Source organism: Clostridium sp. YIM B02500, from assembly GCF_022324665.1.
Lineage (GTDB): Bacteria > Bacillota > Clostridia > Clostridiales > Clostridiaceae > Clostridium > Clostridium beijerinckii.
This window is the reverse complement of sequence record NZ_JAKGTE010000007.1, coordinates 34,971-61,729: the sequence shown is the minus strand read 5'-3', so window position 1 is coordinate 61,729 and position 26,759 is coordinate 34,971. Positions and strand designations below refer to the sequence as shown.

The window sequence follows — 26,759 nt, the reverse complement described above, 5'->3', positions numbered from 1 at the left end:
TTTAAAATAAGTCATCTCATTTTTTTATAATAATTAAGTTTGTTAAATATGGATGACTTTGGGTATTTAACAAGATATTATCTTTAAATTATTACAAAATTATTATGTTTTTTATACCCAATATAATTATTATGGAGAATGCGGTAATAATAATGTATAATTAAGATTGATTGAGTTATATAAGATTAATATAACTAGGAGGTGAGATATTGTTTAGACTATTAAAATTAGATATGAAATTAATTAAAGAAATTGATAAGACTATATTAATTTCTTTAATTCTTTTAATTTTATACGGAACATTTAATATATATCTATGCACAAAAGGACAATTTGGATTGAGTTTTGTAAAGCAACAGCTGGGTTGGTTTGCAATATCACTTGTAGCGTTATATATTTTTGTGGCAGTAGATTATAAGATAATATTTAACTATGTACCTATATTATATTGGGGAGTTGTAGTTCTTCTTATATTAACCATGGTTCCAGGGATTGGAATAGTAGTTAATGGTGCTAGAGGATGGATCCGTTTAGGAGTAGGTAACCTTCAGCCGTCAGAATTTGCAAAGTTTGTAATTATACTTATGCTGGGTAAGAAGTTAGATGAGATGGACGGAAAAATAAATGATGTTAAGAATTTTTTAACACTAGCATTTTATTGCATAGTACCAGTAATATTTATTGTAATCCAACCTGATATGGGAATGAGTATGGTATGTTTCTTTATAGTTTTAGGAATATTTTATACAATGGGGTTTGATACGAGAATTATTGCTGGAGGATTAGCCTGCTTAGTACTTGGAATAGTGATTGTGTGGAATTCAGGACTCATAGAAACATATCAAAAAGCAAGATTTACAGCATTTTTGAATCCAAGCATCGATGATGCAAGTACGTATCATTTAAATCAGTCGTTGATTGCAATTGGTTCAGGTGGATTACTTGGAAGTAGTCCGTCGCTGGCTCAAGATGGGGTTACAACATATGCTGCACAAAATGTACCAGAAGTTCAGACGGACTTTATTTTTGCTGCAATAGCAGATCAATGGGGCTTTTTAGGTGCAATTGTTTTGTTAATGCTTTACGGATTTCTTATATATAAGATGATTTCAGTAGCACGAACATCTAAAGATATATTTGGCTCAGTTATATGTGTTGGAATAGTGTCATATTTTTTATTTGCTATATTGCAGAATATAGGGATGACAATAGGATTACTACCGATTACAGGAATAACCCTGCCGCTTGTTAGCTATGGAGGAAGTTCATTGCTTACAACAGTAATTTCAATAGCACTAGTAATAAATGTAGGAATGAGAAGAAAAAAGATACACTTTTAGAATATGCATGTTGCTATAATAAATTTATGCTACAATTTCAATAAGTTGAGTGCTCAATTTGGAGGGAAATGTAAAAAATAATTATAGTGGATATACCAAAATTATTTATAAAATAATAGGATTAATAATTTTATTCAGTACAGTAGAAATTGCAAATAAGAATTTTGAGTACAGTATAAAATTATTAATCTTATTTTAATTTTTAAGGATTATTTATTATAAAATAGATGATTTTCGAAGAGTAGGTATTAGTGGCATAAAAATTCTAGGCGGTGTATTTTTTTAATTAAGCAACCTAAATGATATCTAAATATTGCGGAATGTAGCAAATACAAAGATTCTGCAACAATTTTGTTCTCATAATTTTATGAAGTAGTAAATATACTTTAATGTGAATGAATTTGAAAGGAGTGTATCATGGGCAGCTATAGATCAGCTTATGAGGATTACTATAAGAACATTAATAATACAACGAAAGGAAGAAAGGATAAAAGGAACCATTTGACTTCAGGCAAGAAAGCTAATAATGCTATCATTGGTTCAAGATATGGGAGTAATATGAAAAGTAACGATAAGATGATAAATGTTTTGATTAAGAGAATAACTAAGGAACTAACTGGAGCTACACTTTTATTGCTATTTTTTGTTGGATTGAAGTATACCCCTTACGCACAAGTACAAGAAATGCACATTAAATGTAAACAAGCATTAAACCGAAATTTTAATTATAACGAGTATATAGATACTTTTAGTACAATGCAGATAGGAAATATAAAAGGTAAGGATTTAAAGATTGGAAATTTTACTGTAGATGATTTGAAAATTGAAAATTTAAAGTCAAGGACTTTTAATTTTATGGAATATATAAGAAGCAACAGTAATATGAACAATTAAATTTATAGGAAATAACATATTATTATGAATATAAAATATATTTTAATATTTGATTAAGTTCCATTTTTTACTTGTGCATTGCAAATTATTTTGATATAGCAATATTATAGGGGTTAGAAATGAAGAAATGGTATATGGTATTGATTTTAGAACTGTCGATATTAATGTGGCTTGGAGATTATGAAGGTTACATTGTTATTAGTTTTCTATGGGTAATATTGCATGAATTTGCACATATGATAGTTGCAAGTAAATTTGGGTGCAAATTTAATAATGTTAATATTAGCATATTTGGTGCTAAAGTCGAATTAAGTGACATCGATGAGTTAACTGAAAGAAAAAAAATGATTTTATATTTAGCTGGACCATTTTTCAATATTTTTATGGCCGTGGTTATGTGCTATTTATATGGATATTTTAAGTATCAAATTATTGAAGATAGTATAAAAGTTAATTTCTTTTTAGGAGCATTCAATTTATTGCCTGCTTATCCTCTTGATGGTTCAAGGGTATGTGAAATACTATTATCAAAGAAGCTATTATATAAAAGATCAAAGAAAATTACAGAAATCTTTAGCTTTATTATTTCAGGAACATTATTTTTAATATTTATTATAATAATGATATTACATAAAGTTAATATAAGTTTATTTCTTGCAGTCATATTAATCACATATGCAACATTTATAGAAAAAGAAAAAACTATGTATATAATAATGGGAGATATGATCAAGAAAATAAGAAAGTTAAAAAAGCATAACTATATAGAGAATAAATCAATTTCTGTGTATTATAAAAAAGGTTTAGTTAATGTTTTATCTTTAGTTGATAAAAACAAATTTAACAGTTTTTATATTCTTAATGATGACATGGAACTCATTAGTATAATACATGAAGATGAGCTTATAAAAGCATTAAAGGATTATGGAAATATAACACTAGAAGAGTATGTACGATTAAAAAAGAAAAATAATTAAGATCGTTAAAAAATAACAGAAACGTAATGGTGATTTAACTTACTTTTTTTATAATTTAAGCATGTGATGAAGAGTAATAACTAGTACCATAATAAAAATGTATCTTTTATGTGTGAAAATGCACTTTTGTATTATGATTCAGATAATTACTTATTTATTACTCTCTAAATGTGATTAAAAATGGTAGGAGCGTTAATATGGATACTTTACTTCATGGGAAAATAGGTTATTTTCTTAGCAAGGAATTAATTGAGAGCGGCTACTCAAATATTATTGATAGTAACTTTTTTATTTATGGAAATGTGTTACCTGACTTAAAGCTCAAATATAGAATGACTATGCATAGTAAAAATGAGGATTGGGAGAAGGTTATAGGGATTATTGATGAAATAATTTATGGTGAAATTAAAAGAAATAAGGATATTTCAATTAAGCTAGGAATATTGAGTCATTACCTATGTGATTTTTTTACTTTTCCACATAATAAAGCTTTTGAAGGAAATATTATTAGGCATGAATTATATGAACAAACTCAAAGAATTTTATGGTGGAAAAAGCTATCTGAAGTGTGGAATGAATGCACAGAGGAATCCAGAATAGAATTAAAGTCTATGAATGATATAGTAGATTATATTGAAGATATGCACAGTATTTATATTAGAAATTTAGGAGATAAAAGGCGAGATATTTTTTTTAGTAATATTTTAGTGAGAGTAGTTTTGTCATCTATATTAAAAATAAAACAAAATATAGATGAACATAAAGTAGAAGAAAATATTAATAGATGCATAGTATGATAATAGTTAGTAGTGTGGAGTTAATAATTAAAATTAATTATTAACTCCATTTCTTATATAGAAAATTTTAGATTTTTTATGAATTACCAAAATTTAAAATATTAATTTATTGCTTTAACACAGGTATTTAAAAGTAACTGTATAAAAATTTGTGAAAAAATTATAATTTAATGCAAAATTTTCATATGAAGAATCGTATTATATTTAGATAGTATAAAAAATAGCTCATTATTAAAGATTGGAGGATATTTATGAAAAAGAAAGGTATTATAAGCGGGATATTAACATTATGTTTAATATTGTCTACTATTTCTATTCCGACATTTGCTGCGGATGAAGATAGCAAAAACTTAGAGCAAGCTATTATATCAGCAAAGAAAATTATAACAGTTCCAGATGATTATACAGAGTTTACACATAATTCAAGCGAACGTGAAGTTAGGGGGACAAAAGTTAGAATTTGGGATTTAAATTGGGCAGAAAAAGAAGATAAGAAAGGATCAATATCTGCATCAATAGGTGAAGATGGATTCTTATATCAATATAGTAATTATGATGGGGATAGCAAGGATAGCAAAGACGGTTTAGCAAATATTACGAAAGATCAGGCCCAAGTTTCAGCAGAAGATTTTTTGAAAAATGTAATTCCAGAATATATTGGAGAAATAAAGTTAGTAAAAAATGATTCAGCTTCTTTTCAAGGAGATGAGTATAACTTTACTTATCAAAAGTTTGTAAATGAAATTCCGGTTAACTATATTTATATAAATGTTGGTGTAAATAAATACAGTGGGAAAGTGACATCATTTAGCAATGACAATTTAGAAGTAAAGGGAGCTGAATATCCTAATTTAAGTGGGATAATTGATTCTGTTACTGCAGAAAAAGCATATATAGATAAAATAGGCATAGATTTAAAATATTATTCTTATTATGATTATGAGAAGAAGAAAATGAATATATTTGCAGGATATGCTCCAAGTAATATAAGTGAATTTATTGATGCTAAAACTGGACAAGTAGTATCATATTCAAGTGATAATAAATTAGATGATAGAAATAAGGATCATTCATTAGTAAATGCTTCTGCAAATAATTTGGATAAAGCAAATCAAGAGTTGACACAAGAAGAGATGGATGCGATTCAGAATGTTGCAAATCTTATAAGTAAAGAAAAGGCAGAAAGTATACTTAGAGAAACATCTGATTTAATAACGGCTGATATGAAAGTTAGTGATGCATCATTAAATAAAAACTATCTTGATGATGAATATTCATGGAATATTTCTTTTGACGGTGTATATGGAAGAGTGAATGCAAAATCTGGAGAAGTAATATCGTTACATTCTTATAATTATAATAAACTTGGAACAAGTGGTAATACTTCTAAGGCAGATGCGCAAAACACAGTAGAAAACTTTTTGAAAAAAGTAGCACCTAATAAGTTTACACAAACAAAGTTTAAGGATATAAATAATCCAATTTTAAAGATTACTGATAGACCAATAGAAGAAAATACGTTTATGTTTAACTATGTACGTCAAGTGAATGGAATAGAGTTTTCTGGAAATTACTTGAATGTTGAAGTAGATAAGAATACAAGTAAAATTATTGGTTATGATAATAACTGGTATGATAATGCCTCTTTTCCTGATGTTAGTAACGTTATAAGTAAAGAAGCTGCATTCAATAAAATTAAGGATTTAGCAGGATTCTCATTACAATATACAATGTTAGATGCAAATAAAGTTGGAATAGTATATGACTTTATAAACAAGAATGATAGTTATATTATTGATCCTATAAATGGCATAAGGATAGATTATACCGGAAAAGCATATAGAGAAAATAAATTACCAGAATATACGGATATAAATGGGCATTGGTGTGAAAAGACAGTAAAAGAACTTTTAGATAATGGGTATTATATAGATGGGGAAAAATTTAATCCAAATATGAATATTACTCAAATAAATTTCTTTAAATATATATACTCACCAGTAAAAAATAACTATAGCGATGATGATTTTTATGATATGTTAATTCAAAATGGAGTAATTAAAGATGAAGAAAAAGCTCCAAATTCAGTAGTATCATATAATGATGCAGCAAAGTTTATTATAAGATACTTAGGCTATGAGAAATTAGCTGGACATTCTGAAATATTTAATAGTCCTTTTAAAGATAATATAGAAGACTCATATAAAGGATATGCATCAATGTGTTATGCTCTTAATATTATTAAAGGGGATACAAATGGAAATTTTAATGGGTCGCATAATATAAGCAATGCAGAAGCGGCTGTAATTGTATATAACTTGATAAAGAATAACAGAAAATAGATTTAATGAAAGTGCTAATCTTTTTATGAGGATTAGCACTTTTTGTTGTTGTAGTATGAAATGTGGAAATAAAGTTAATAAATTAGTATAATATGATGTAAACAACATATTTTATATGTGAAAAAGTTATTGTTTAGAATTGATATTACATAAGGAGAGAATAGCTGATGTTAACATTTATTTTTTTACTAGCATTTCAGGGATTTTCAGGTGGAGTAGCTGGATATATTACAAATAAATATGCAGTTGATATGCTTTTTAAAGAATATACACCTTTAAAGCTAGGAGGGGTAATTAAAAAGAAGAAGGAGAAATTTATTGAAGAGATTAGCGAATTAGTAGAAAGAGATATAATAAATGCAGATACATTAGGGGCTGAAATGCCTAATATAAATATACATACATATATTAAACAAATGGCTCAAACTTTTTTTGAGAAACAATTAAGCAATAGTTTAGGAAATACTAAAATAGCTGAAATAGATGGTTTTTCAGAGAGTATACTTAAAAGTGAAGAATTTATAAGAAATAATCTAAATATGCTTTTACCAGAATTAATAGATGGTCTTATGCGTAATGTTGATCTACAAGATATATTAAGTGAAAAACAGCTATCAAAAGTTATAAATTCAGGCTATGAGCTACTGATTTGCGAACTTGAAAAGACTGATGCAGTGAATGGATTTATTTCTAGTTTATACAAGGAAAATTCTGATATTACTTTAGCTGATATTTTTTCTAAAGAAGTCCAGAAAAAATTAACTGATAATATTATAGAGTGTGTTGAAAACATATTTAATAATGATATTTTATCAGATGAAAAGTCGTGCAAGATGTTTTTGGACAATATACTTTCAAATATAAATGTAGATGCAACGATTGTTAAATTACAAGACTCTATCGGAAGTCGGGATATTAATCATTTTATTACGGAAACTCAGCAAGAAGAAGTTATTTCAAGATTATTCATTAAAATTACTGAATTTATTAACTCTTCTGAAGGAAAGGATTTAATATTAAAAATTACAAATGGGATTGTTTCAATTGTGAAAAATATTGATTTTACTCTTTATGAAATACTTCCTAAAGAGATAGAAAAATCACTCACGAATTTTATAAAAATAGTTATTCCTAAGGTCATGCCTTATATTTTGGAGTGGATTTCAAGTAATAAATCATCTTTGGATGAAATGATTGAATCCGCAATTGATGAAGCTATACAAGATATAGATGAAAGCATAAAGAAGCTTATAATCTCAAAGGTTAGAAATGCACTTATGGGAGATGTTTCATCTAAAAATAATATTGTTAATAAAATTATAAGCTATATTAATAATAATTTTGATGATGAATCAAGTGATAAAATAGTAACTTCTATTATAGATTACTTGAAGGACACAAAGGTTAAAAACATAGTAGAATCATTGGAAAAATACAATTTAGCTACATCTGATGATGTTACTGAAATTATTACTAAAGTATTTGCAGCTCATGGAAAGAATACGTTGAGGATACTAATAAAATCTCAATTTTCAAAGAAAGTAAATGAGATTGCTAAGTTAGATTTGTTAAAATTATTCAATACAAAGCTTAAGTCAATGTTATATGAAAGTATTTTTAAAAACAAAACGAGATTATGTAAAAACATAAATACTTTGATTGCACAATTCATAAATTCAAAGAGTGATGAAATATTCCACAAAAAATTATCAGAATTATTTAAAGATAAAAGTGTACTTAGTTTATCTAATAAATTTTCAATATGGGCCAATAATTTGCTCAGAAAGAACAAAGATACATATAGCGAGAGATTAGAAGATATTATATTATCAAATGTTAAAAAATTTAAAATAGGAGATATATTATCAAACTATAATGTGAACATATTGGAATATATTGTGGATAATTCAGTATCAATTTATAGAGAAACTGTGGATAAATATAAGAATTATCAGATTAAGGAATTAGTTAATAAAGGATTTAATAAGGATCAATTATCAAATATTCTTATAAATAAAGGTTACCCAGAGTTAATATCTAAGCTTCCAAGTCTATTAAATGGAAATATTAAAAAAATCGCAAAAAACAGTTTAAGTAAATATGACGAGGATGAAATATGCGATATAGTTCAAGATTTTATGGGAAGTCAACTTAAACCACTTTCTGTTTTTGGTGCTGTTTTAGGTACTGTAGTTGGGATAATATATCAATTAATATTTCCAAATTCTATTGGACTTTACAGATTTCCAAGTAATATGTTTAATGGATTGTTGTCACTTGGAGTTATGGCATTTATAGGATACATAACAAATGTTGTAGCCTTGTGGATGATTTTCCATCCATACAAAGAAAATAAAATTATATCTAAAATACCATTTTTTAAGAAGTTTGCATTAGGATATATACCGGCACATAAAAATGAGTTCGCAATTGGAATGGCGAAACTAATTGATGAAGAATTATTAAACAAAGAGGAAATTAATAAAAGTTTCAATTCTCATAAAGATAATATGTCTTCAGTACTAACTACCTTAGTTAAAAATAATAATTATCAAATTTTAGTTAACTTTTCTAGAAGTAAAAAGAATGATTTTGTAAAATATATTTATAAAATAATTTTAAAGTATTGTAATAGTAGTTCGGATTTATCCGAAGGAATTACTAACAGATTAAAAGAAAGCAAATTTAATAATTTTATTAAGGAAAGTTACATTCAGAATGGAATACTTAAAATAATAAGTAGTATTAGTAATAGTAAAAGTTCTTTAACGAAGTTTATAGAAAATAAAATATCTTCAAATTACAAAATTGGTGATGTTATTTCAGAAGATATACTTATTAAAATCCAAAATTATATTCAAGAGGAAGGTACTAAGTTTATACAAGATAATCTTAGTACTATTGAAAAGGTAGATTTTTTAGAGTTAATTACAAAAGAATACAAAAATGATTATTCTGCAGCTATAAAACAATCGTGTAAAGAGGGTATAGGTAAAGATTCCATAGAAAAAGCAAAAATTAATATAGGGAAATATGTATATGAATATTTTTCTAATGACTTTAAAATATACTTAGAAAATATGACAAGTAAATATTTATGTAATGGCTTAAATGAAAATAATGATATAGGATCAATGTTTAATGGTAAGGTCAAGAACATGATTGATAATAACCTGAATCATATAACATATTATTTTTCAAATAAGTTAATATCCTATTTAAAAAACAATCAGAATATTATAACTGAAAATGTACAAGAAACTATTAAGAGTGAACTTAATTTCTTTGAGAAGATAGCCTATGCAACTTTTGGTGGAGATGACATAGCATATAGAGTTGTTGATATTATACTAAATAAAAAACTTCCTTTAATGCTAAGAGAAGAGAACGATAAACTTATTAATACTACGAAAGCTGTATTAAATGAAAATATATACCCTATTAGAGTGAGTGAATTAAATATAAAGGGTGAAGAATTTAACACTCAAATAATAATAGATGATTTATTTGAGCAATTTGGTGGGAATGCTAATTTAAAGAGTTATATCTATAGCGCAAGTGATCTGATTTTAGATTCATTAGCTGTGGCTTCAATTTCAGAATATCTTGAATTATTTGAATTAAGCACTTTGGATTCGATTTATAAGAAGTTTTTTGATGAAGTCAATATCATAAAAGAAGATATATATAGAAGCATAAATATTAATAAAGATAAATTATCTATAACAATAGAAAAGTTATTTAATGAAAATATGGTGAAAAATTTATTTAACATTGAATTTAATTCTGTATTATTAAAAGGAATTGATAGCTATGAAATTGAAAATTGTATAAATAATATTTTAAGCATAATTGTTGAGAGTGAAGAATCAAAAAAATCGATATCTATGTTTATGGAAAATTTCTATGAAAATACATTATCGGAATTAAAGATAGAACAAATTATTGATGCAAGTACTCTAAGCAATGATCTTGATAGGGTTATTAAATATATTTTCGCTAATGCAGAATTTAACCAAAAAATTATGATTGTAATTGATGCTATAGTTCAAAATGCAATTAATAGCAACTTTTACTTTATATCAGATAGATCTAAGGATTATCTTATAAGTAAAACTATTGAAACAGGTTTAAATTCAGTTGGTGATTATATTGTGCCAATATTAAGGGAAATAAATCTAAAGAATATCAGCAATAAGCAAATTGAGCTGCTCAATCCAAAGGAAATTGATGTAATGTTCAATTCCTTTGCAGGAGACTTTTTCAATAAGCTTCGCCTTTATGGAGTGTTTGGATTTGTATTTGGTATAAATGCCGGATTATCATTTATATTATGGATAATTGATTGGAGATATAGTAAGAAATACAATGATAAAAATTCAAAGGCTTTGAAGGAAATGTAGAATAAAATAAATTGTATATAGTATTGGAAACAATAAGAATATTCCCATTCAGAATTAATTATGTTAGAATAGGGATAGCAAATAAGAAGTATAGCAATTAGAGTTTATACTTCTTTTATTTATGCATAAGCAAAAAGTGGGTTCATTTAGTATTTGAAATACTAAAGGTTTTAAATTCTTTAAATTTGACAAAAATTTAAAGGCAAGCATTTATGGAGAATTGCACATATGATGGTGTGTTTTAAGGAGGAAATTTATTAATGAATAAAATTTCAGATGATATCTTATTTAAAGTTGAAAAACCAAGTAGATACACTGGTGGAGAATTAAATGAGATTGTTAAAGATCTAAAGGAAGTTGACATAAGATTTGCATTTTGCTTTCCTGATGTTTATGAAGTAGGAATGTCACATTTAGGAAGCAGAATACTTTATCATACTATAAATCAAAGAAGTGATACATATTGTGAAAGATCATTTGCACCATGGCCTGATATGGAAGAACAGCTTAGAAAAAATAATATTCCGTTATTTACATTAGAGACAAAAGATTCTCTAAAGGAGTTTGATATTTTAGGATTCACACTTCAATATGAGATGAGTTATACAAATATTTTAAATATGCTTGATATGTCTGGTATTACTATAAGAGCATCAGAAAGAGGAGAAGATGAGACAATAGTTATGGCTGGTGGACCTTGCGCATATAATCCAGAACCTTTATATGATATCATTGATTTCTTTGAAATTGGTGAAGGCGAAGAAATGATGAATGATGTTTTAGATGTTTATAAGAAGTATAAAGGAAAAGGAAAGAAGAAAGAATTCCTAAGAGAAATATCTAAAATACAAGGAATTTATGTGCCTTCCTTATATGATGTTATTTACAATGAAGACAATACAATTAAAGAATTTAGACCTAAGTATGATGACGTACCAAAAACTATTACAAAGAGAATTATAAATAATTATACTAAGGTAGATTTTCCTACAGATATAATAGTTCCCTATTCAGAAATTGTTCACGATAGAATAGTTCTAGAGTTATTCAGAGGATGTACAAATGGGTGCAGATTCTGTCAGGCAGGTATGCTCTATAGACCAGTTAGAGAAAAGACAAGGGAAGATTTAAAGGATTTAGCAAGAAAATTAGTCAAAAGTACAGGATATGAAGAAATTTCTCTTTCATCATTAAGTACTTGCGATTATTCTGATATAAAAGGATTAATTACAGATTTAGTTAATGAGCATGAAGACGACAGAGTTGGTATAGCACTTCCGTCTATAAGAGTTGATGCTTTTTCTGTAGATTTGCTTAAGGATATTCAGAAGGTAAGAAAGACAGGATTAACTTTTGCACCAGAAGCAGGTTCTCAAAGAATGAGGGACATAATTAACAAGGGTCTTACTGAAGATAAAATTTTAGATGCAGCTACAAGTGCATTTGCAGCTGGGTGGAAAACTTTAAAGCTTTATTTCATGATTGGACTTCCATATGAAGAGCTTGAAGATTGCATGGGAATTGGAGAATTAGCAGAAAAAATAGTATATAGATATAAACAAGTGCCAAATAAGATAAATAATAATAAAGGTTTAAGGCTTACAGTAAGTACATCAATACTTATACCGAAACCATTTACTCCATTCCAATGGGCACCTATGGCAAAGTTTGAAGATGTTACTGAAAAGATCAAAGCTGTTAAATCTTCAATTCAATCAAAATGTATAGTCTACAATTATCATGAACAAAAAACGTCTGTAATGGAGTCTGTTTTTGCAAGAGGTGATAGAAGATTATGTGAGGTTTTAATAAAAGCCTTTGAAAAAGGTGCTAGATTTGATGGATGGGATCAACACTTTAAATTTGATGTATGGATGGAAGCAATGGAAGAGTGTAATTTAACTGTAGATTTCTACGCATATAGAGAAAGAAGTTATGATGAAGTATTACCATGGGATTTCATTGATATTGGAGTAAATAGAAAATATTTAGAAATAGAAAATGAAAAAGCTAAAAGAGCAGAGTTAACACAAAACTGTAGAGAAGGATGTACAGGATGTGGAATTAATGTGAACTTTAAAGATGGGGAGTGTTTTGAAGGTGCGATACTTAACTAAATTTACTAAAGAGGAAAATATTAAGTTCATATCTCATTTAGATGTGCTTAAAACTATTCAAAAAAATATTAGAAGAGCGGGGCTACCTATAGAATACTCTCAAGGATTTAACCCCCATATGAATACATCAATAGCACAACCTTTATCGGTAGGAGTCTATTCAAGTGGTGAATATATGGATATGGTGTTAACAACTGAGATGGATGAAAATGAAATTGTGGATAAATTAAATGAGACCGCGCCAAGTGGAATAAAATATATAAGTGCACTTGCAATTCCTTATAAAGAAGGAGAGAAGAAAGTTCCTCAAGCTATGGCTTTAATTGATGCAGCAAGATATACTATAAAAATTAAGTATTCTGATGTCTCAAATTTAGAAGAGGAAGTTGGTAAACTTTTAGAAACTAATGAGTGGAATACAGTCAAGAAAAGCAAAAAAGGTGAAAGAGAAGTCAATATAAGGGCTTTTGTTAAGGAGTTTAGTTTCTGGGTTAAAGATGAGTTCTTAATTCTTAATTCAGTTATAAGTACAGGAAGTAGGGAACATTTAAGCGCAGATTTACTTGTTAGTTATATCCAAGAAAAAACTTCAAATGCGATTTTAGATTCGTTTGTTAATACCAAAAGAGAAGAAATGTATTTTTACAAGAATAATAAACTTGTACCATTATATAAATGTGTATAAATATATAATTCACAATTTACAATGCGCAATACACAATTAAGGAATAAATCTCTTAAGAGATTTTAAAAATTATAATAAATGCAAAATACTAAGGTATCAAATTATATGATAATTAGATTTTCAAAGGAAATTGCTCACTAATTGTGCATTGTGAACTGTGCATTGTGCATTGACTAGGATGTGTTATAGAATGAAAGAGATTTTTGTTGAGAGAAGAGAAAGAATTTTAAGGGTAGCTATTAAATCTAATAATGAATTGATAGAAAGTATCGTTGAAGAAAGTAAGAATGAACCCATAATAGGAGAAATTTATAAGGGGAAGATTAAAAACATAATTCCGGCTATAAACTCAGTGTTTGTTGATTTGGGTTTAGATAAAGAAGGTTACCTATATTATAGTGATGAATTAAAGGCAAAAGGAATAAAAAAGGGAGACGATATACTAGTAGAAGTTTTAAAAGAGCCTCTTAATGATAAAGGCGCCAAATTAACTGCAAAGGTGTCAATTCCCGGGAAATATATTGTCTTAAATTGTTATGAACAAGGAATAGAATTTTCTAAGAGAATAGAAGATAAAGAAAAGAAAATAGAACTATTGAGGAATATTGAACCGTTAAAAGATGTTTGCATAACAGTAAGGACAGAAGGTGCAAATGTAGATGTAAATATTCTTAAAAATGAGATTTCTAAGCTTTATGATGAATTTCAAAATATAGATAAAAAAATGAAACATTCATTAGGAGTAAGAAAGATTTATGGTGAAGATTTAACATTAACTAAGCTTTTGATGAATTTTTCTGGAGAAGAAATTATAAAAATTTATGTTGATAATAGCATTGATTTTGATAAGATATCAAGCTTTGCCAAAGGACAGGAAAATTTAAAAATAGAGAAGTATGAAGGATATAGAAAACTTTTTGATTTTTATGGAATTGAGAAAGAACTATTAAGGTTGAGGCATAATAAAGTTAACCTACAATGTGGCGGATACATAGTAATTGATAGAACTGAAGCAATGTATGTTATTGATGTTAATAGTGGAAAAAACATAAAGGAGAAAAGTTTCAATAAAACAATTTTGGAAACTAATTTAGAAGCGGCTAGAGAAATAGGAAAACAGATTAGGCTTAGAAACTTAAGTGGAATTATAGTAATAGATTTTATTGATATGAGAGATAAAAGTCAAAGAGATATTGTAATGGATGCACTTAAGGAAAGTCTTAGGTTAGATAAAGGTAATGTAAAGATATTCCCATTTACCCAGCTGGATTTAGTTCAAATAGCTAGAAAGAGGCAAGGAAAAAGTATATATGAATATATGGAAGAAGAATGCAGCCTATGTAAAGGAAGAGGAATAATCCTAAAGTTATCTTATATTGAAGGGCTAATAAAAAATGATATAGTAAGGATGCAGGAAGAAAGTTCTATAAATTGTTTTCATATACAAATGGATAGCGTTTATAAAGATAGAATAAGAGAAAATATTTTTGAGTTTATGAAAGAAATAGATGGATTAGATAAAGAGATATATCTAAATTATGTAGATAATATAGAAGGATATAAAATTGAACCACTGATATTTCAGGGGCAAAAAGATAATTTAAAAGATTATAAAGTTACAGTTATAGAAAAGTATTAAATCAGTTAACAATCATGCTAAATTATGTTTATATGGATAAATTATAGATTATGCTTTACAAAGTAATAGAAATATGATAAACTGGCTTTTGTAGACCGCGCACGTAAGGTTTTATGTAAAACAAAGTTGAATCTTTGTACCAAAAGTGGCGAGACCGTTATGAGGAGGTGTTTTAATGTACGCAGTATTAGCAACAGGAGGAAAACAATACAGAGTTCAAGAAGGAGACGTAATATACGTTGAAAAACTTAACGCTGATGTTGACTCAACAGTTGAATTAAACGAAGTTTTAGCTGTAGGAACTGAGGAAGGTATCAAAGTTGGTGCGCCAGTAGTTGAAGGAGCTAAAGTTGTAGCTAAGGTTGCAGCACAAGGTAAGGCAAAGAAAGTTGTAGTTTTCAAGTATAAGTCTAAAAAGGACTATAGAAGAAAGAATGGACACAGACAACCTTACACTAAGCTAGTAATCGAAAAGATCGAAGCATAATAAAATTATGGTTAAAGTAAAAATCAAACAACATAATAATGATATTGTTGGATTCGTAATAAATGGTCACGCTATAGGTAATGACAGAGATTTTTCAAATGAGCCTGCTTTAGTAGGTGAAGCATTTGATATGATATGTAATTCAGTTTCAGTTTTATCTCAAAGTGTAATTATTGGTTTGGATGAAGTTTTAGAACTTAATTCAACATACGAAATACAAGATGGATACTTGAAATTAGACCTTCAAGATTTTAATCTAGAAGAACTAAATCAAGCTCAAGTTTTATTAAAAACTTTTGAAAAAAGCTTGGAAAGTGTAATTTTAGGATTTGATCAATTAGTAGGGAAAAAGAAACGTAGAGAATATATAACTTTAATAAAAGAGGAGGTGTAGTCACATGCTAATTATGAACCTTCAATTATTCGCTCATAAAAAAGGGGTTGGTAGTTCTAAGAATGGTAGAGACTCTGAATCAAAAAGATTAGGAGTTAAATCTGCTGACGGACAATTTGTTCTTGCTGGAAACATTCTTGTAAGACAAAGAGGAACTAAAATTCACCCAGGTGAAAATGTTGGAAAAGGTAAGGACGATACTTTATTTGCTAAAGTTGATGGAGTTGTTAAATTCGAAAGACTTGGTAGAGATAAGAAAAGAGCAAGTGTTTACCCAGTAGACGTTGAAGCAATAGCTGAATAATTATTTTAGAAATAAAGCACTCTTAGTTTAAGAGTGCTTTTTTAAGGCATATGAAAGAAAATAATGAGTTAAGAAGGTGCCGATGTCTAGAGTGACAGATATCAGAGAAATAGACTAGCATTTTAGATGTTATTTTCTTTGATATGCCTTAATATTTTTATGATAATATATATTGAGATTAGACATTAAATCCAATATTATATAATAAAGCGATATTTTTTAGGAAAGAATAAGTAATAATAGAACTAAAAAATTTTATATTAAGATGATAAAGTAAAACAAACAAGGAAAGGTGATTTTTATGTTTATAGATACGGCGAAGGTTTTCGTTAAATCTGGTAACGGTGGTAATGGTGCTATTTCATTTAGAAGAGAAAAGTATGTACCTCTAGGTGGACCAGATGGTGGAGATGGAGGAAAAGGTGGTAGCATCATTTTTCAAGTTGAAACTGGAATAACAACGTTATTAGACTTTAAATACAAGAAAAAGTTTATTGCAGAATCTGGTGAAAATGGCGGCGGTTCAAAATGCTATGGTAAAGATGGTGAAAGTTTATATATAAAGGTACCTATGGGAACCATTATAAGAGAAGCAGAAACTAATAAGATAATTGCAGATCTTTCTCATAAGGGGCAAGAATTAGTATTATTAAGAGGTGGAAAAGGTGGAAAGGGAAATGTTAAATTTGCTACTGCTACTAAGCAAGCACCTCATTATGCAGAACCAGGGATGCCAGGAGACGAGTTAAATATAGTTTTAGAATTAAAGTTACTTGCTGATGTTGGGTTATTAGGATTCCCTAATGTAGGTAAATCAACATTGTTATCAATGACAACAAAAGCAAAACCGAAGATTGCAAATTATCATTTTACTACATTAAAACCTAATCTAGGTGTTGTTGCTGTTGATGGAATTGATCCTTTTGTAATGGCTGATATTCCAGGAATAATTGAAGGAGCAGCAGAAGGTGTTGGACTTGGAATACAATTTTTAAGACATATCGAGAGAACTAGACTTTTAATTCATATAGTTGATATATCTGGTGTTGAAGGAAGAGATCCTTTTGAAGATTTCATTAAAATCAATGAGGAATTAAAGAAGTATTCTGTAAAACTTTGGGATAGACCTCAAATTGTTGTGGCTAATAAATCTGATATGCTTTATGATGAAGGAATATTTGAAGATTTTAAAAAGAAAGTTCAAGAAATGGGATTTGATAAAGTATTTAAGATGTCAGCAGCTACTAATGAAGGTGTTGATGCTGTAATGAAAGAAGCGGCAAGAATACTTAAGGATATTCCAGTTAAAGAATTAGAAATCTCAGAAGATGAAATGTACATACCAGAAGAAAAGAGATTTACTTATGATATTACTGTTGAACATAATAAAGAAGAGGGATATGATGTTTATATAGTTGAAGGTACATTTGTAGATAGATTACTAAGTGCAGTAAATGTAAATGATGCAGATTCTTTAAGATACTTCCATAAGGTTCTTAGAAATAAAGGTATTTTTGATGAACTTAGAGAAATGGGAGTAAAAGACGGTGATATGGTTAGATTAAATGATTTTGAATTTGAATATATACTTTAATTAATTCAAATTTAATATTATATTGCTATATAAAAATGTTCTGCTTATAATTGAGTGCAGTGAAATTTAGGTTATAAGTTGAAAAATAACCCCCAGGGATAATTAATACAACAAATATGTTGAAAAATTTTAGGAGGAATAAATAATATGTTAACAGGAAAACAAAGAGCTTATTTAAGAGGATTAGCTAATGATATTTCACCAATATTTCAAATAGGTAAAAATGGTGTTGAGGAAAACTTTTTAATACAAGTTTCACAAGCATTAGAAGCTCGAGAATTAATTAAAATAAAAGTTTTAGAGAACAGTGGTTTAGAAACAAGAGAAACTTCTGATATGATATGTAAAGCTGTAAAATGTGAAGGAATTCAAGCAATAGGTAATAAGATAGTTTTATATAAACAATCTAGCAATTTGAAAAAGAGAAAAATTGAATTACCTAATAAATAATTATATATAGGAAATAATTAATAGAGAAGCTGCTTTTATAGAAGCTTCTTTTTTTATAAAAATTAAGATATTAAAAATAATATTTAAGTTTACTTCATGATATAATAAAAAAGGAATTTTTAATATGATTATAATAAGTATATTACTTTTGGAGGAAATCTTATGAAACGCTTTGGTATAATAGGTGGTACTTTTGACCCTATTCATAATGCGCATTTATATATAGCCTATGAAGCTAAAGAAAAATTAAGCTTAGATGAAGTGATCTTTATGCCGGCAGGAATACAGCCGCTTAAGGCCAATAATATAATTACAGATCCTGGATTAAGGTATAGTATGGTTAAAGCAGCAATAGAGCACTTTAGCGAGTTTTCTGTATCAGATTATGAAATAGAGAAGGGCGGACTTAGTTTTACTCATGAAACATTAGAGTATTTCAAAAATAAGATTAGTGATAGAGATAAAGATAATGAATTGTTTTTTATAACCGGAGCAGATTGTTTGTTTAGCATGGAAAAGTGGAAAGAAGTAAAAAAAATCTTTTCACTAGCAACTCTTGTGGTGTTCTCAAGAGGAGGAATAAACAAAAGTGATATGATAAATAGAAAACATATGATAGAAGAAAAGTATAATGGAAAAATAATTGTTTTAGATTTGAAAGAACTTGAAATATCATCAACTGATATAAGAAATAGAGTACATGAAAATAAGAGAATAGATTTTTTTGTTCCAGAGAGAGTTTCGGATATTATCTATAAAAATAGGCTATATAGATAGAATTTCATAAAGCTAATGCTCTGGTGATTTATAGAAATATAAGTTGATTCATTTAGAAATATATTTAATTTTAGGAGGAAGTTATCTTGTTATCCATAGAAGAAATGAATTTGTATCTTAAATCTAATTTGTTAGAAAAACGTTATATGCATACTTTAGGGGTTGCAGACACAGCAAAGAGGTTAGCAAAACTAAATGGAGTTTCAGAAAAGAAGGCTGAAATTGCAGGTCTTGCTCATGATGTTGCTAAAAATTTATCTATAGATAAAATGAGAGAAATGATGAAAGAAAATAATGTTATTATCTCTGAGATAGAAGAAAAGAATATGAATTTATGGCACAGTATTGTTGCACCAATAGAGGCAAAAGATAAACTTGGAATTGATGACGATGAAATACTGGATGCCATAAGATGGCATACTACAGGTAAAGAGGATATGTTCACTTTAACAAAGATTATTTATATAGCAGATATGATAGAACCTGGAAGAAATTTTGATGGAGTTGATGAGATAAGAAGAGCTACATTTGATAACTTGGATAAAGGAGTATATTTTGGTTTGACTAGTAGCATAAAAATATTATTGGCTAGAAACTTATTAATTGATGAAAATACTATAAAGGCACGAAATTATTTTCTATTTAATCCTGAATTTAAATTATAAGTATTGATATAAATAGAAATTTCGACTTATTTAATGAGATTAGAGAGGTTACTTAATGTATATTATATTAAGTAAAGAAAATTTATAAGAGGTGGGTGCATGGGAAGGAAAACTAATAAAAAGAGAGATACAGCATTCTCAAAAATTTTTAAAAAAAGTAATGATTCTACAACAGTATTTGAAAAGTTAGTTTTAGGTATTATATCTCTTATAATAACTTTTGTTATAGTATCAATGGTATCTGGAGTTTATGCTTTAATGAAGGTTGAGAGCAAGTCAATGCCAAGTGGTGCAAGTGTATCATTTAATCAACCAGTAAATATCTTGTTACTTGGTATGGATATAGGAGATCCAAAGCAGGTAAATAATCAATCAATAAAGAGAACAGATACAATAATTGTAGCTAATTATAATCCTCAAACCAAAAGTATTCGTATTGTGTCTGTTCCAAGAGATACACTAATAAGTATAAATGATAGAAATGTTAAAATAAATTCAGCTTATGCAATTGGTGGATATCCGAAGATAAAATCAGAAGTTGAAAATCTACTGAATATAAATATAAATTATATAGTTAAAGTTGATTACAATGCTTTTCGTGAAATCATTGATGCTATCGGAGGAATTGAAATGAAGATCGATAGAAATATGATTTATGATGATGAAGGTCAGAATCTTCATATAAATTTTAAAGCTGGTGAAACTGTAACTCTAGATGGTAAGAAAGCTGAAGAATTTTTTAGGTGGAGAAAAAATAATGACGGAAGTGGACTTGCTAATGGAGATTTAGATAGAATAGAAAATCAACAAAAATTTATTTCGAAGGTTATTGAAAAGTGTACAAGTCCTTTTATAATATTCAAAGCACCTAAAATAATGACAGCATTAGGAGATAATGTAGAAACCAATCTGTCACCAACTGATATTTTAGGATATGGGTTTAAATTTATTGGTATAAAAAAGGAAAATGTAACAATGGCAACTGTAAGTGGAACTCCGAAAACTATAAATGGAGAGTCATTTTTAATAGTTGATAAAAATGAAAATAAAGACATATTATCATCACTTACTTCATCTTCTGCATCTAATAAATCAACAGAAGGAGCAGCAAAAGATGATATAAGAATTAAAGTGTTAAATGCTACGAAGATTAATGGATTAGCGGCAAAAGTAGCAAAGGAATTAAATGATGCTGGGTATACAAAGATTGATACTGGCAATACTGAACTTAGTGATAAAAGTGAAATACTTACTAATGATGCTGATAAATTAAAGACTATTAAACAGGATTTAAATATAAAAGAAAATGATGAAAAAGATAACAAGAAAGAATATAAAGATTACGATGTGATTATAATCTTAGGTAAGGATTTTGAAAGCTTTGGTAAGTAAAGTGAATTTAGAGTTCTGTGGTGGCTCAATGAAACACTCCACATAATATGTTGCTTATTTCTAGTAGAGTAATGCACATAAACTTAATGGATATGTATGGTTAGTAGAAATACAAAGATATTAGAAGGAGTATTATCGTTATTGTGCATTATCAATTTGACATATTCCTAAATTATACTATATGAGGAGAAGATAAATTATATGAGTATTTTAGAAAAACAGGTTGTTAACATAGAGAAGGGCACTAAAATAAGAGAATATTTGAAAGTGGAACTTGGCTTATCAACAAGATTAATTAGAAGTGCATCTCTTGGTAAAAGAATATTTGTTAATGATGAAGTTGTAAAAATGAATAGAGTTCTGAATGAGGGAGAAATTATAAAGATTGATTTGGCTAAAGATGAAAGTCAGGATATAGCTCCAGAAAAAATGGATATAGATATAGTTTATGAAGATGAAGATATTTTAGTAGTTAACAAGAAACCTTTTATGGTGGTGCATCCAACTAAAAGTTATCAAAGTGGGACTCTTGCAAATGGAGTAATCAATTATTTTATGGAGAGCAGTCAAAATTGTATAGTTAGATTAGTTTCTAGATTAGATATGAATACATCAGGTCTTATTATAATTGCTAAAAATCAGTTTTCTCATGGAATGCTATCTAAAGAAATGAGTGAAAATAAGGTAGAAAAAAAATATTTGGCATTAGTTCATGGAATTATAAAAGAAAAACAAGGCACGATTGATCTACCAATATATAAACCTGAAGGAATTGAAAATGGCATTAGGAGAGTTATTGATGAGAGAGGCCAAAGGAGCATAACTCACTATAAAGTTGTTGAAGAATACAATGAATCAAGTTTAGTAGAATGCAAACTTGAGACTGGAAGAACCCATCAAATTAGAGTTCATTTGAGTCACCTGGGCCATCCTATTTACGGTGATACCTTATATGGAGATGGGGATGAAGAAGATTTAATAAAAAGGCAGGCTCTTCATGCATTTGGATTAGATTTTAAATCTCCAAGGAGTGGTGAAATACTTTCATTAAGAGCAGAGCTTCCAGATGATATGAAAGAATTAATTAGTGAATTGAAATAAATTTAATATGATAAGTAACAATGTAAAAAGCTCAAGCATCTAATTTAATAAGTTGCTTGAGCTTTTGAATTATTCTATTGTAAGTATGATTCCATAAAACTTCTTGATAAATTTAAGAATTCTTTTAGAGCAGGAGAGATCCATTTGTTTTTGTGATAAAGTACTTGAGATATTATTCCAAAGTCAGGACCTTCCCAATTTAGAGGAACAAGTTTACCACTATTTATTTCATCATCAACAGCAACCTTTGGAAGTAAGGTTATTCCAAGACCACTCATTGTAAATTGTTTAATGGCTTGAACACTTCCTGTTTCTATGGCTACATTTGGCTTTATATTGCAACTGTTTAATATATTTTCCAAAGTGGCTCTGTAGCTACATCCCATTTCTGTTAATATAAGTGGTTCTGACTCTATGTCTTTTGGAAATACTTCTTTTTTATTTATAAGGGGATGGCCAGGATAGGCTAAAAGCAACATTGGCTCTGGAATTTCGATTTCTGATATAAATTCTTCTGAATTGATTTTTACACCTAATGAAAATGCTACATCAATAATATTATCATTTAAGAAATATTTAAATTCGGAACAGTTTCCAAATTTTAAGGATATTTCTACTTCAGGATATAGCTTTTTGTATTCTTTAAGGATCTCAGGAAGTCTTAATACACATAAAGATTCAGCAGCACCAATTGTTAATGTACCACTTGGAACGTCAGTGTTAAGTACAGCATTTTTTACATCACTCGATAGCTTTAATATTTGTTTTGCATATGGCAAAAGTTTCTTTCCTTCATGTGTTAAAGTTATGTTTTTACCTATTCTTTCAAAAAGTTTTACACCAAGCTCACTTTCCAAAAGTTTAATTTGAGTTGTTATACTAGATTGAGCATAGCCAAGGCTATCAGCTGCTTTAGTAAAACTTTGAAGTTTGCTTATCGTTAAGAAAGCATTAAGTTGTTTAAAGTCCATATAATCATCTCCATCAAAATAATTGATTATGTTAATAGAAATTATCAATTTTACTAATATATGCATAAATGATATCATACTTATAATAGATAAGCAAAATTGATTTTAAGAGGTGGTTTTAATGGGTGATAAGTTGAAGGTTGGTATAATAGGTGCCACAGGAATGGTTGGACAAAGGTTTTTATGTTTATTGGAGAACCATCCTTGGTTTGAAGTTACAGTGCTAGCGGCAAGTAAAAATTCAGCAGGGGTAACTTATAAAGAGGCAATAGCTAATAGATGGAAGATGACAGCACCATTACCTGAAAAATATAAGGATATGGTAGTTAAGGATGCATTTAAAGTTGAAGAAATCTCTGGTATGGTGGATTTTGTATTTTGTGCAATTTCTCTAAATAAGGAACAAACTAAGTTACTTGAAGAAGATTATGCGAAACATGAAACACCAGTTATTTCAAATAATTCAGCCAATAGAAACGTGGATGATGTACCGATGTTAATTCCAGAGATAAATGGAGTACATGCACAGATTATTGAAAGCCAAAAGAAACGTTTAGGAACTAAAAGAGGATTTATAGCAGTAAAGCCTAATTGCTCAATTCAAAGTTATGTTCCCCCAATAAATGCCCTTATGGAATACAAGCCTCAAAATATTCTGGCATGTACTTATCAAGCCATTTCTGGAGCAGGTAAAACTTTTAATGAATGTCCTGAAATTATTGATAACGTGATACCATTTATTGATGGTGAAGAAGAGAAAAGTGAGAATGAACCACTAAAAATATGGGGACAAATAGAATCAGGTAAAATTATAAATGCTAATAGTCCGATTATTACAACTCAATGTATAAGAGTACCTGTAGCAAATGGACATTTGGCAGCAGTTTATGTTAGTTTTAAGAACAAACCTTCGAAGGAAGAGATAATTAGTAGATGGGAAAACTTCAAAGTTCCAGAAATGGTTCTAGGGCTTCCAAGTGCTCCAAAGAAATTTTTGAAATACTTCACAGAAAATAATAGACCTCAAACTAATTTAGATAGAGATTATGAAAATGGAATGGGAATATCCATGGGAAGATTAAGAGAAGATAAGATATTTGATTACAAATTTGTGTGCCTTTCTCATAATACATTAAGAGGCGCAGCAGGTGGTGGAGTTCTTTCGGCTGAATATTTGAAAGCTTGTGGATATTTAAATGCAAAGTAAATTTTTATAATTAATATATATTTAAATAAAAATAAAGGAAGTAACAGATGACTTCCTTTATTTTTATTTCTTTAATTTTATGTTTATAAGCTTCCTTAATCCAAATACTCCTGCTAAAACAATGGCGACAGATCCTATATAGAGTTCTGAATTTGCATTGTTTGATAATGAATTAATAGAAAGAGGAAATTCATACTTTCTAGATGTTCCTGCAGCTAAATCCATAGTTGTATATTCTTTGTCATTAACATAAACAGTACCTTTTAGTATATTATCACCTTCATTAAATGATTGTTTGCTTAAATCCTGATCCTGTATTTTTATTTCAGAAGATACTGAATCTTCCTGACCCTTAGGAACATCATAATCAATATCTTTTGAGGCCATAACAGGTATTGTAAGATTGTTAGTTATTTTGTACTGTGAAACTTCATCGCCTTTTTTGTAAAGGTGAACTAAAGAATAATTATCAAAGCCGTAATTTAAGACTGCTTGCATATCATGAAAGTTTTGATCTTTATCAAGCGCATTTAAAAATGAAGCTACAAGAACATGTCCGTTCTTTTCAGCAGCAGCTACGTAAGTATGATTTGATTTTGTTGTATAGCCATTTTTACCGCAAAGAGCAAAAGGGTAATAATATCTAGAATTCTTATTTATCATATAATTTTTATTGTTAAGTACAATAGTCTTTGAAGGATTATTTTTAAGTGTTATTGTGTAATTTGGGGTAGTAGATAGTTGAACGTAATCTTTATTGTTGATAGCTTCTCTTAAAAATAACGCTAAATCGTGTGCAGTAGTTGTATGTTCAGGATCTGGCAATCCACTTGGATTTTTAAAGTTTGTGTGTAAAGCTCCCAGTTCTTTTGCTTTTTCGTTCATAAGTTTAGAAAATGCTTCTGTACTTCCTGATATGTGATCAGCTAAAGCATTTGCACAATCGTTTCCTGATTCCAAAAGAAGCCCTAAAAGCAAATCGCGAACAGTTACTACATCACCTTTTAATAAACCAACAGCAGTTCCATCTATTTTGGTGAAATCTTCTTGAACTGTTACTTCATCATCTAGTTTGCACTTTTCTAAAGTTATAATTGCAGTCATAACTTTAGTAGTTGAAGCAGGTTCTAAAACTTTCTCTTCATTTTTCCCATATAACACTTGTCCAGTGGATGCATCAATTAAAGCACAACCCTCAGCGTTAATCTGTGGAGGCTGTGTTTCTGCTTGTACACTAGTATAGGTAAAGCAAAATAAAAACAAGAATAATATATTAAATGTTTTAAAAATTCTTTTCATAAAATTCTCCATACTTATATTGAATATTTTTAATGGTACTCAAAATACATTTTATCAAAAAAAAAGAATTTGCGCTATACAAAGTTCAAATAGATTCCAATAAGAGTCTAAATAATAAAAAAGTGGAAATAATATCTAAGGAGAAATTGTAAAGGAGAAAAGGAAGTGGTACAAGAGTTCTTAAAAGATAAGAAAAAAATTGGTATATTGAGTATGCTATTTATTGTGGTAATTGTACTTATAGGATTATATGTGAAATCTGGGTTTAAAGAGCTGAAGAAAAATGATACTGAAAGTATCTTTGTAGATGATAGTATTGAGGCTGATACATCAAATGATGAATCAGTTAGTGTTAAAAATAATAATAAGTCAAATAATAATGATAGCAAGAAACAAATAGTTGCAGCAAAAAATAAGAATATAGTTGTAGAAATAAAAGGAGAAGTAAAAAAGCCAGATGTTTATACAATGAGTGAAAATTCAATAGTAAAGGATCTCATAGAAATATCAGGTGGGCTTACTGAAAATGCAGATTTAAGTAATATAAATAGAGCAAAAAAGTTGCAAGATCATGAATTGATTTATATTTCAAATAAAAATGATGAAAACAAGGAAATCCAAACTGTAAATTCAAATTCTAGTAATAAAGATATTTCAGATAAAAAAATTAATTTAAATAGTGCAACATTAGATCAATTAAAGACATTAAATGGCATAGGTGATTCAAAAGCAAAAGGCATAATTGAATATAGAGAAAAAAGCGGTGGATTTAAATCAATTGAGGAAATAAAAAATGTATCTGGAATAGGAGATAACATGTTTGAGCGAATAAAGGAACAAATTGAAGTTTGAACAACTTACAAATATATTACATTAATACTTGTTAACGTTATAATAATTGCATGAAAGAGTAAAAAAATATAT

Annotated in this window: 22 protein-coding genes; 20 read left to right on the top strand and 2 right to left on the bottom strand. The window is 28.3% G+C overall.

Features of this window, described 5'->3' with window-relative positions; all coding sequences use genetic code 11:
* Positions 1–209 precede the first annotated feature (209 nt).
* The 18 genes from L1S46_RS07690 to L1S46_RS07605 all read left to right on the top strand — a co-directional run bounded on the left by L1S46_RS07690 (position 210) and on the right by L1S46_RS07605 (position 22,358).
* Positions 210–1,340, top strand: coding sequence for an FtsW/RodA/SpoVE family cell cycle protein (locus L1S46_RS07690; RefSeq protein ID WP_077868985.1), 1,131 nt, complete (start codon positions 210–212; stop codon positions 1,338–1,340).
* Between the two features lie 417 nt (positions 1,341–1,757).
* Positions 1,758–2,234 carry a hypothetical protein gene (locus tag L1S46_RS07685; RefSeq protein WP_017209736.1) on the top strand — a complete coding sequence of 159 codons (477 nt, stop codon included), beginning with the start codon at positions 1,758–1,760 and terminating at the stop codon, positions 2,232–2,234.
* 119 nt (positions 2,235–2,353) lie between these two features.
* Positions 2,354–3,211 carry a M50 family metallopeptidase gene (locus tag L1S46_RS07680; protein ID WP_077829947.1) on the top strand — a complete coding sequence of 286 codons (858 nt, stop codon included), beginning with the start codon at positions 2,354–2,356 and terminating at the stop codon, positions 3,209–3,211.
* Between the two features lie 197 nt (positions 3,212–3,408).
* Positions 3,409–4,008 carry a zinc dependent phospholipase C family protein gene (locus L1S46_RS07675; RefSeq protein ID WP_238899693.1) on the top strand — a complete coding sequence of 200 codons (600 nt, stop codon included), beginning with the start codon at positions 3,409–3,411 and terminating at the stop codon, positions 4,006–4,008.
* Positions 4,009–4,259: 251 nt separating this feature from the next.
* Entirely contained in the window at positions 4,260–6,350 is a 2,091-nt protein-coding gene (locus L1S46_RS07670) for an S-layer homology domain-containing protein (protein WP_077829948.1), read from the top strand.
* Positions 6,351–6,517: 167 nt separating this feature from the next.
* On the top strand, positions 6,518–10,753 hold the full coding sequence (locus tag L1S46_RS07665) for a DUF445 family protein (protein WP_238899692.1): 4,236 nt from the start codon (positions 6,518–6,520) through the stop codon (positions 10,751–10,753).
* Between the two features lie 260 nt (positions 10,754–11,013).
* Positions 11,014–12,870: a TIGR03960 family B12-binding radical SAM protein gene (locus L1S46_RS07660; RefSeq protein WP_238861375.1), complete on the top strand. Its 1,857-nt coding sequence runs from the start codon at positions 11,014–11,016 to the stop codon at positions 12,868–12,870.
* Positions 12,854–13,555: a TIGR03936 family radical SAM-associated protein gene (locus L1S46_RS07655; RefSeq protein WP_011967855.1), complete on the top strand. Its 702-nt coding sequence runs from the start codon at positions 12,854–12,856 to the stop codon at positions 13,553–13,555. The genes L1S46_RS07660 and L1S46_RS07655 overlap by 17 nt, the downstream gene beginning before the upstream one ends.
* Before the next feature lie 190 nt (positions 13,556–13,745).
* Positions 13,746–15,194 (top strand): Rne/Rng family ribonuclease, encoded by a 1,449-nt coding sequence (locus L1S46_RS07650; RefSeq protein ID WP_238861377.1) that lies wholly within the window; start codon positions 13,746–13,748, stop codon positions 15,192–15,194.
* A gap of 175 nt (positions 15,195–15,369) precedes the next feature.
* On the top strand, positions 15,370–15,681 hold the full coding sequence (gene rplU, locus L1S46_RS07645; RefSeq protein WP_011967857.1) for a 50S ribosomal protein L21: 312 nt from the start codon (positions 15,370–15,372) through the stop codon (positions 15,679–15,681).
* A 7-nt stretch (positions 15,682–15,688) separates the two neighbouring features.
* On the top strand, positions 15,689–16,075 hold the full coding sequence (locus L1S46_RS07640) for a ribosomal-processing cysteine protease Prp (RefSeq protein ID WP_011967858.1): 387 nt from the start codon (positions 15,689–15,691) through the stop codon (positions 16,073–16,075).
* 4 nt (positions 16,076–16,079) lie between these two features.
* Entirely contained in the window at positions 16,080–16,379 is a 300-nt protein-coding gene (gene rpmA / locus L1S46_RS07635) for a 50S ribosomal protein L27 (RefSeq protein WP_011967859.1), read from the top strand.
* 301 nt (positions 16,380–16,680) lie between these two features.
* On the top strand, positions 16,681–17,973 hold the full coding sequence (obgE, locus tag L1S46_RS07630) for a GTPase ObgE (protein WP_011967860.1): 1,293 nt from the start codon (positions 16,681–16,683) through the stop codon (positions 17,971–17,973).
* 147 nt (positions 17,974–18,120) lie between these two features.
* Complete coding sequence (gene yhbY, locus L1S46_RS07625; protein ID WP_011967861.1) at positions 18,121–18,423, top strand: ribosome assembly RNA-binding protein YhbY; 303 nt, start codon at positions 18,121–18,123, stop codon at positions 18,421–18,423.
* Between the two features lie 162 nt (positions 18,424–18,585).
* Positions 18,586–19,200, top strand: a complete 615-nt coding sequence (gene nadD / locus L1S46_RS07620) for a nicotinate-nucleotide adenylyltransferase (RefSeq protein WP_011967862.1) — start codon at positions 18,586–18,588, stop codon at positions 19,198–19,200.
* Positions 19,201–19,286: 86 nt separating this feature from the next.
* Positions 19,287–19,865 (top strand): bis(5'-nucleosyl)-tetraphosphatase (symmetrical) YqeK, encoded by a 579-nt coding sequence (gene yqeK, locus L1S46_RS07615; protein ID WP_238861379.1) that lies wholly within the window; start codon positions 19,287–19,289, stop codon positions 19,863–19,865.
* A 99-nt stretch (positions 19,866–19,964) separates the two neighbouring features.
* Positions 19,965–21,257 carry an LCP family protein gene (locus L1S46_RS07610; protein ID WP_238861381.1) on the top strand — a complete coding sequence of 431 codons (1,293 nt, stop codon included), beginning with the start codon at positions 19,965–19,967 and terminating at the stop codon, positions 21,255–21,257.
* 201 nt (positions 21,258–21,458) lie between these two features.
* Positions 21,459–22,358, top strand: a complete 900-nt coding sequence (locus tag L1S46_RS07605; protein WP_238861383.1) for an RluA family pseudouridine synthase — start codon at positions 21,459–21,461, stop codon at positions 22,356–22,358.
* 74 nt (positions 22,359–22,432) lie between these two features.
* Here L1S46_RS07605 and L1S46_RS07600 read toward each other — a convergent pair whose 3' ends face one another.
* A complete protein-coding gene (locus L1S46_RS07600) occupies positions 22,433–23,329 on the bottom strand; it encodes a LysR family transcriptional regulator (protein WP_238861385.1) in 897 nt (298 codons plus the stop codon).
* 121 nt (positions 23,330–23,450) lie between these two features.
* On the opposite strand from L1S46_RS07600, the gene asd reads away from it, so the two are divergent.
* Positions 23,451–24,536, top strand: a complete 1,086-nt coding sequence (asd, locus tag L1S46_RS07595; RefSeq protein ID WP_238899691.1) for an aspartate-semialdehyde dehydrogenase — start codon at positions 23,451–23,453, stop codon at positions 24,534–24,536.
* Positions 24,537–24,599: 63 nt separating this feature from the next.
* On the opposite strand, the gene L1S46_RS07590 is transcribed toward asd, so the two are convergent.
* Positions 24,600–25,835, bottom strand: a complete 1,236-nt coding sequence (locus L1S46_RS07590) for a D-alanyl-D-alanine carboxypeptidase family protein (RefSeq protein ID WP_065415995.1) — start codon at positions 25,833–25,835, stop codon at positions 24,600–24,602.
* 165 nt (positions 25,836–26,000) lie between these two features.
* Here L1S46_RS07590 and L1S46_RS07585 point away from each other — a divergent pair, with 165 nt between their 5' ends.
* Positions 26,001–26,687 carry a helix-hairpin-helix domain-containing protein gene (locus L1S46_RS07585; protein WP_238899690.1) on the top strand — a complete coding sequence of 229 codons (687 nt, stop codon included), beginning with the start codon at positions 26,001–26,003 and terminating at the stop codon, positions 26,685–26,687.
* Positions 26,688–26,759: the final 72 nt, after the last annotated feature.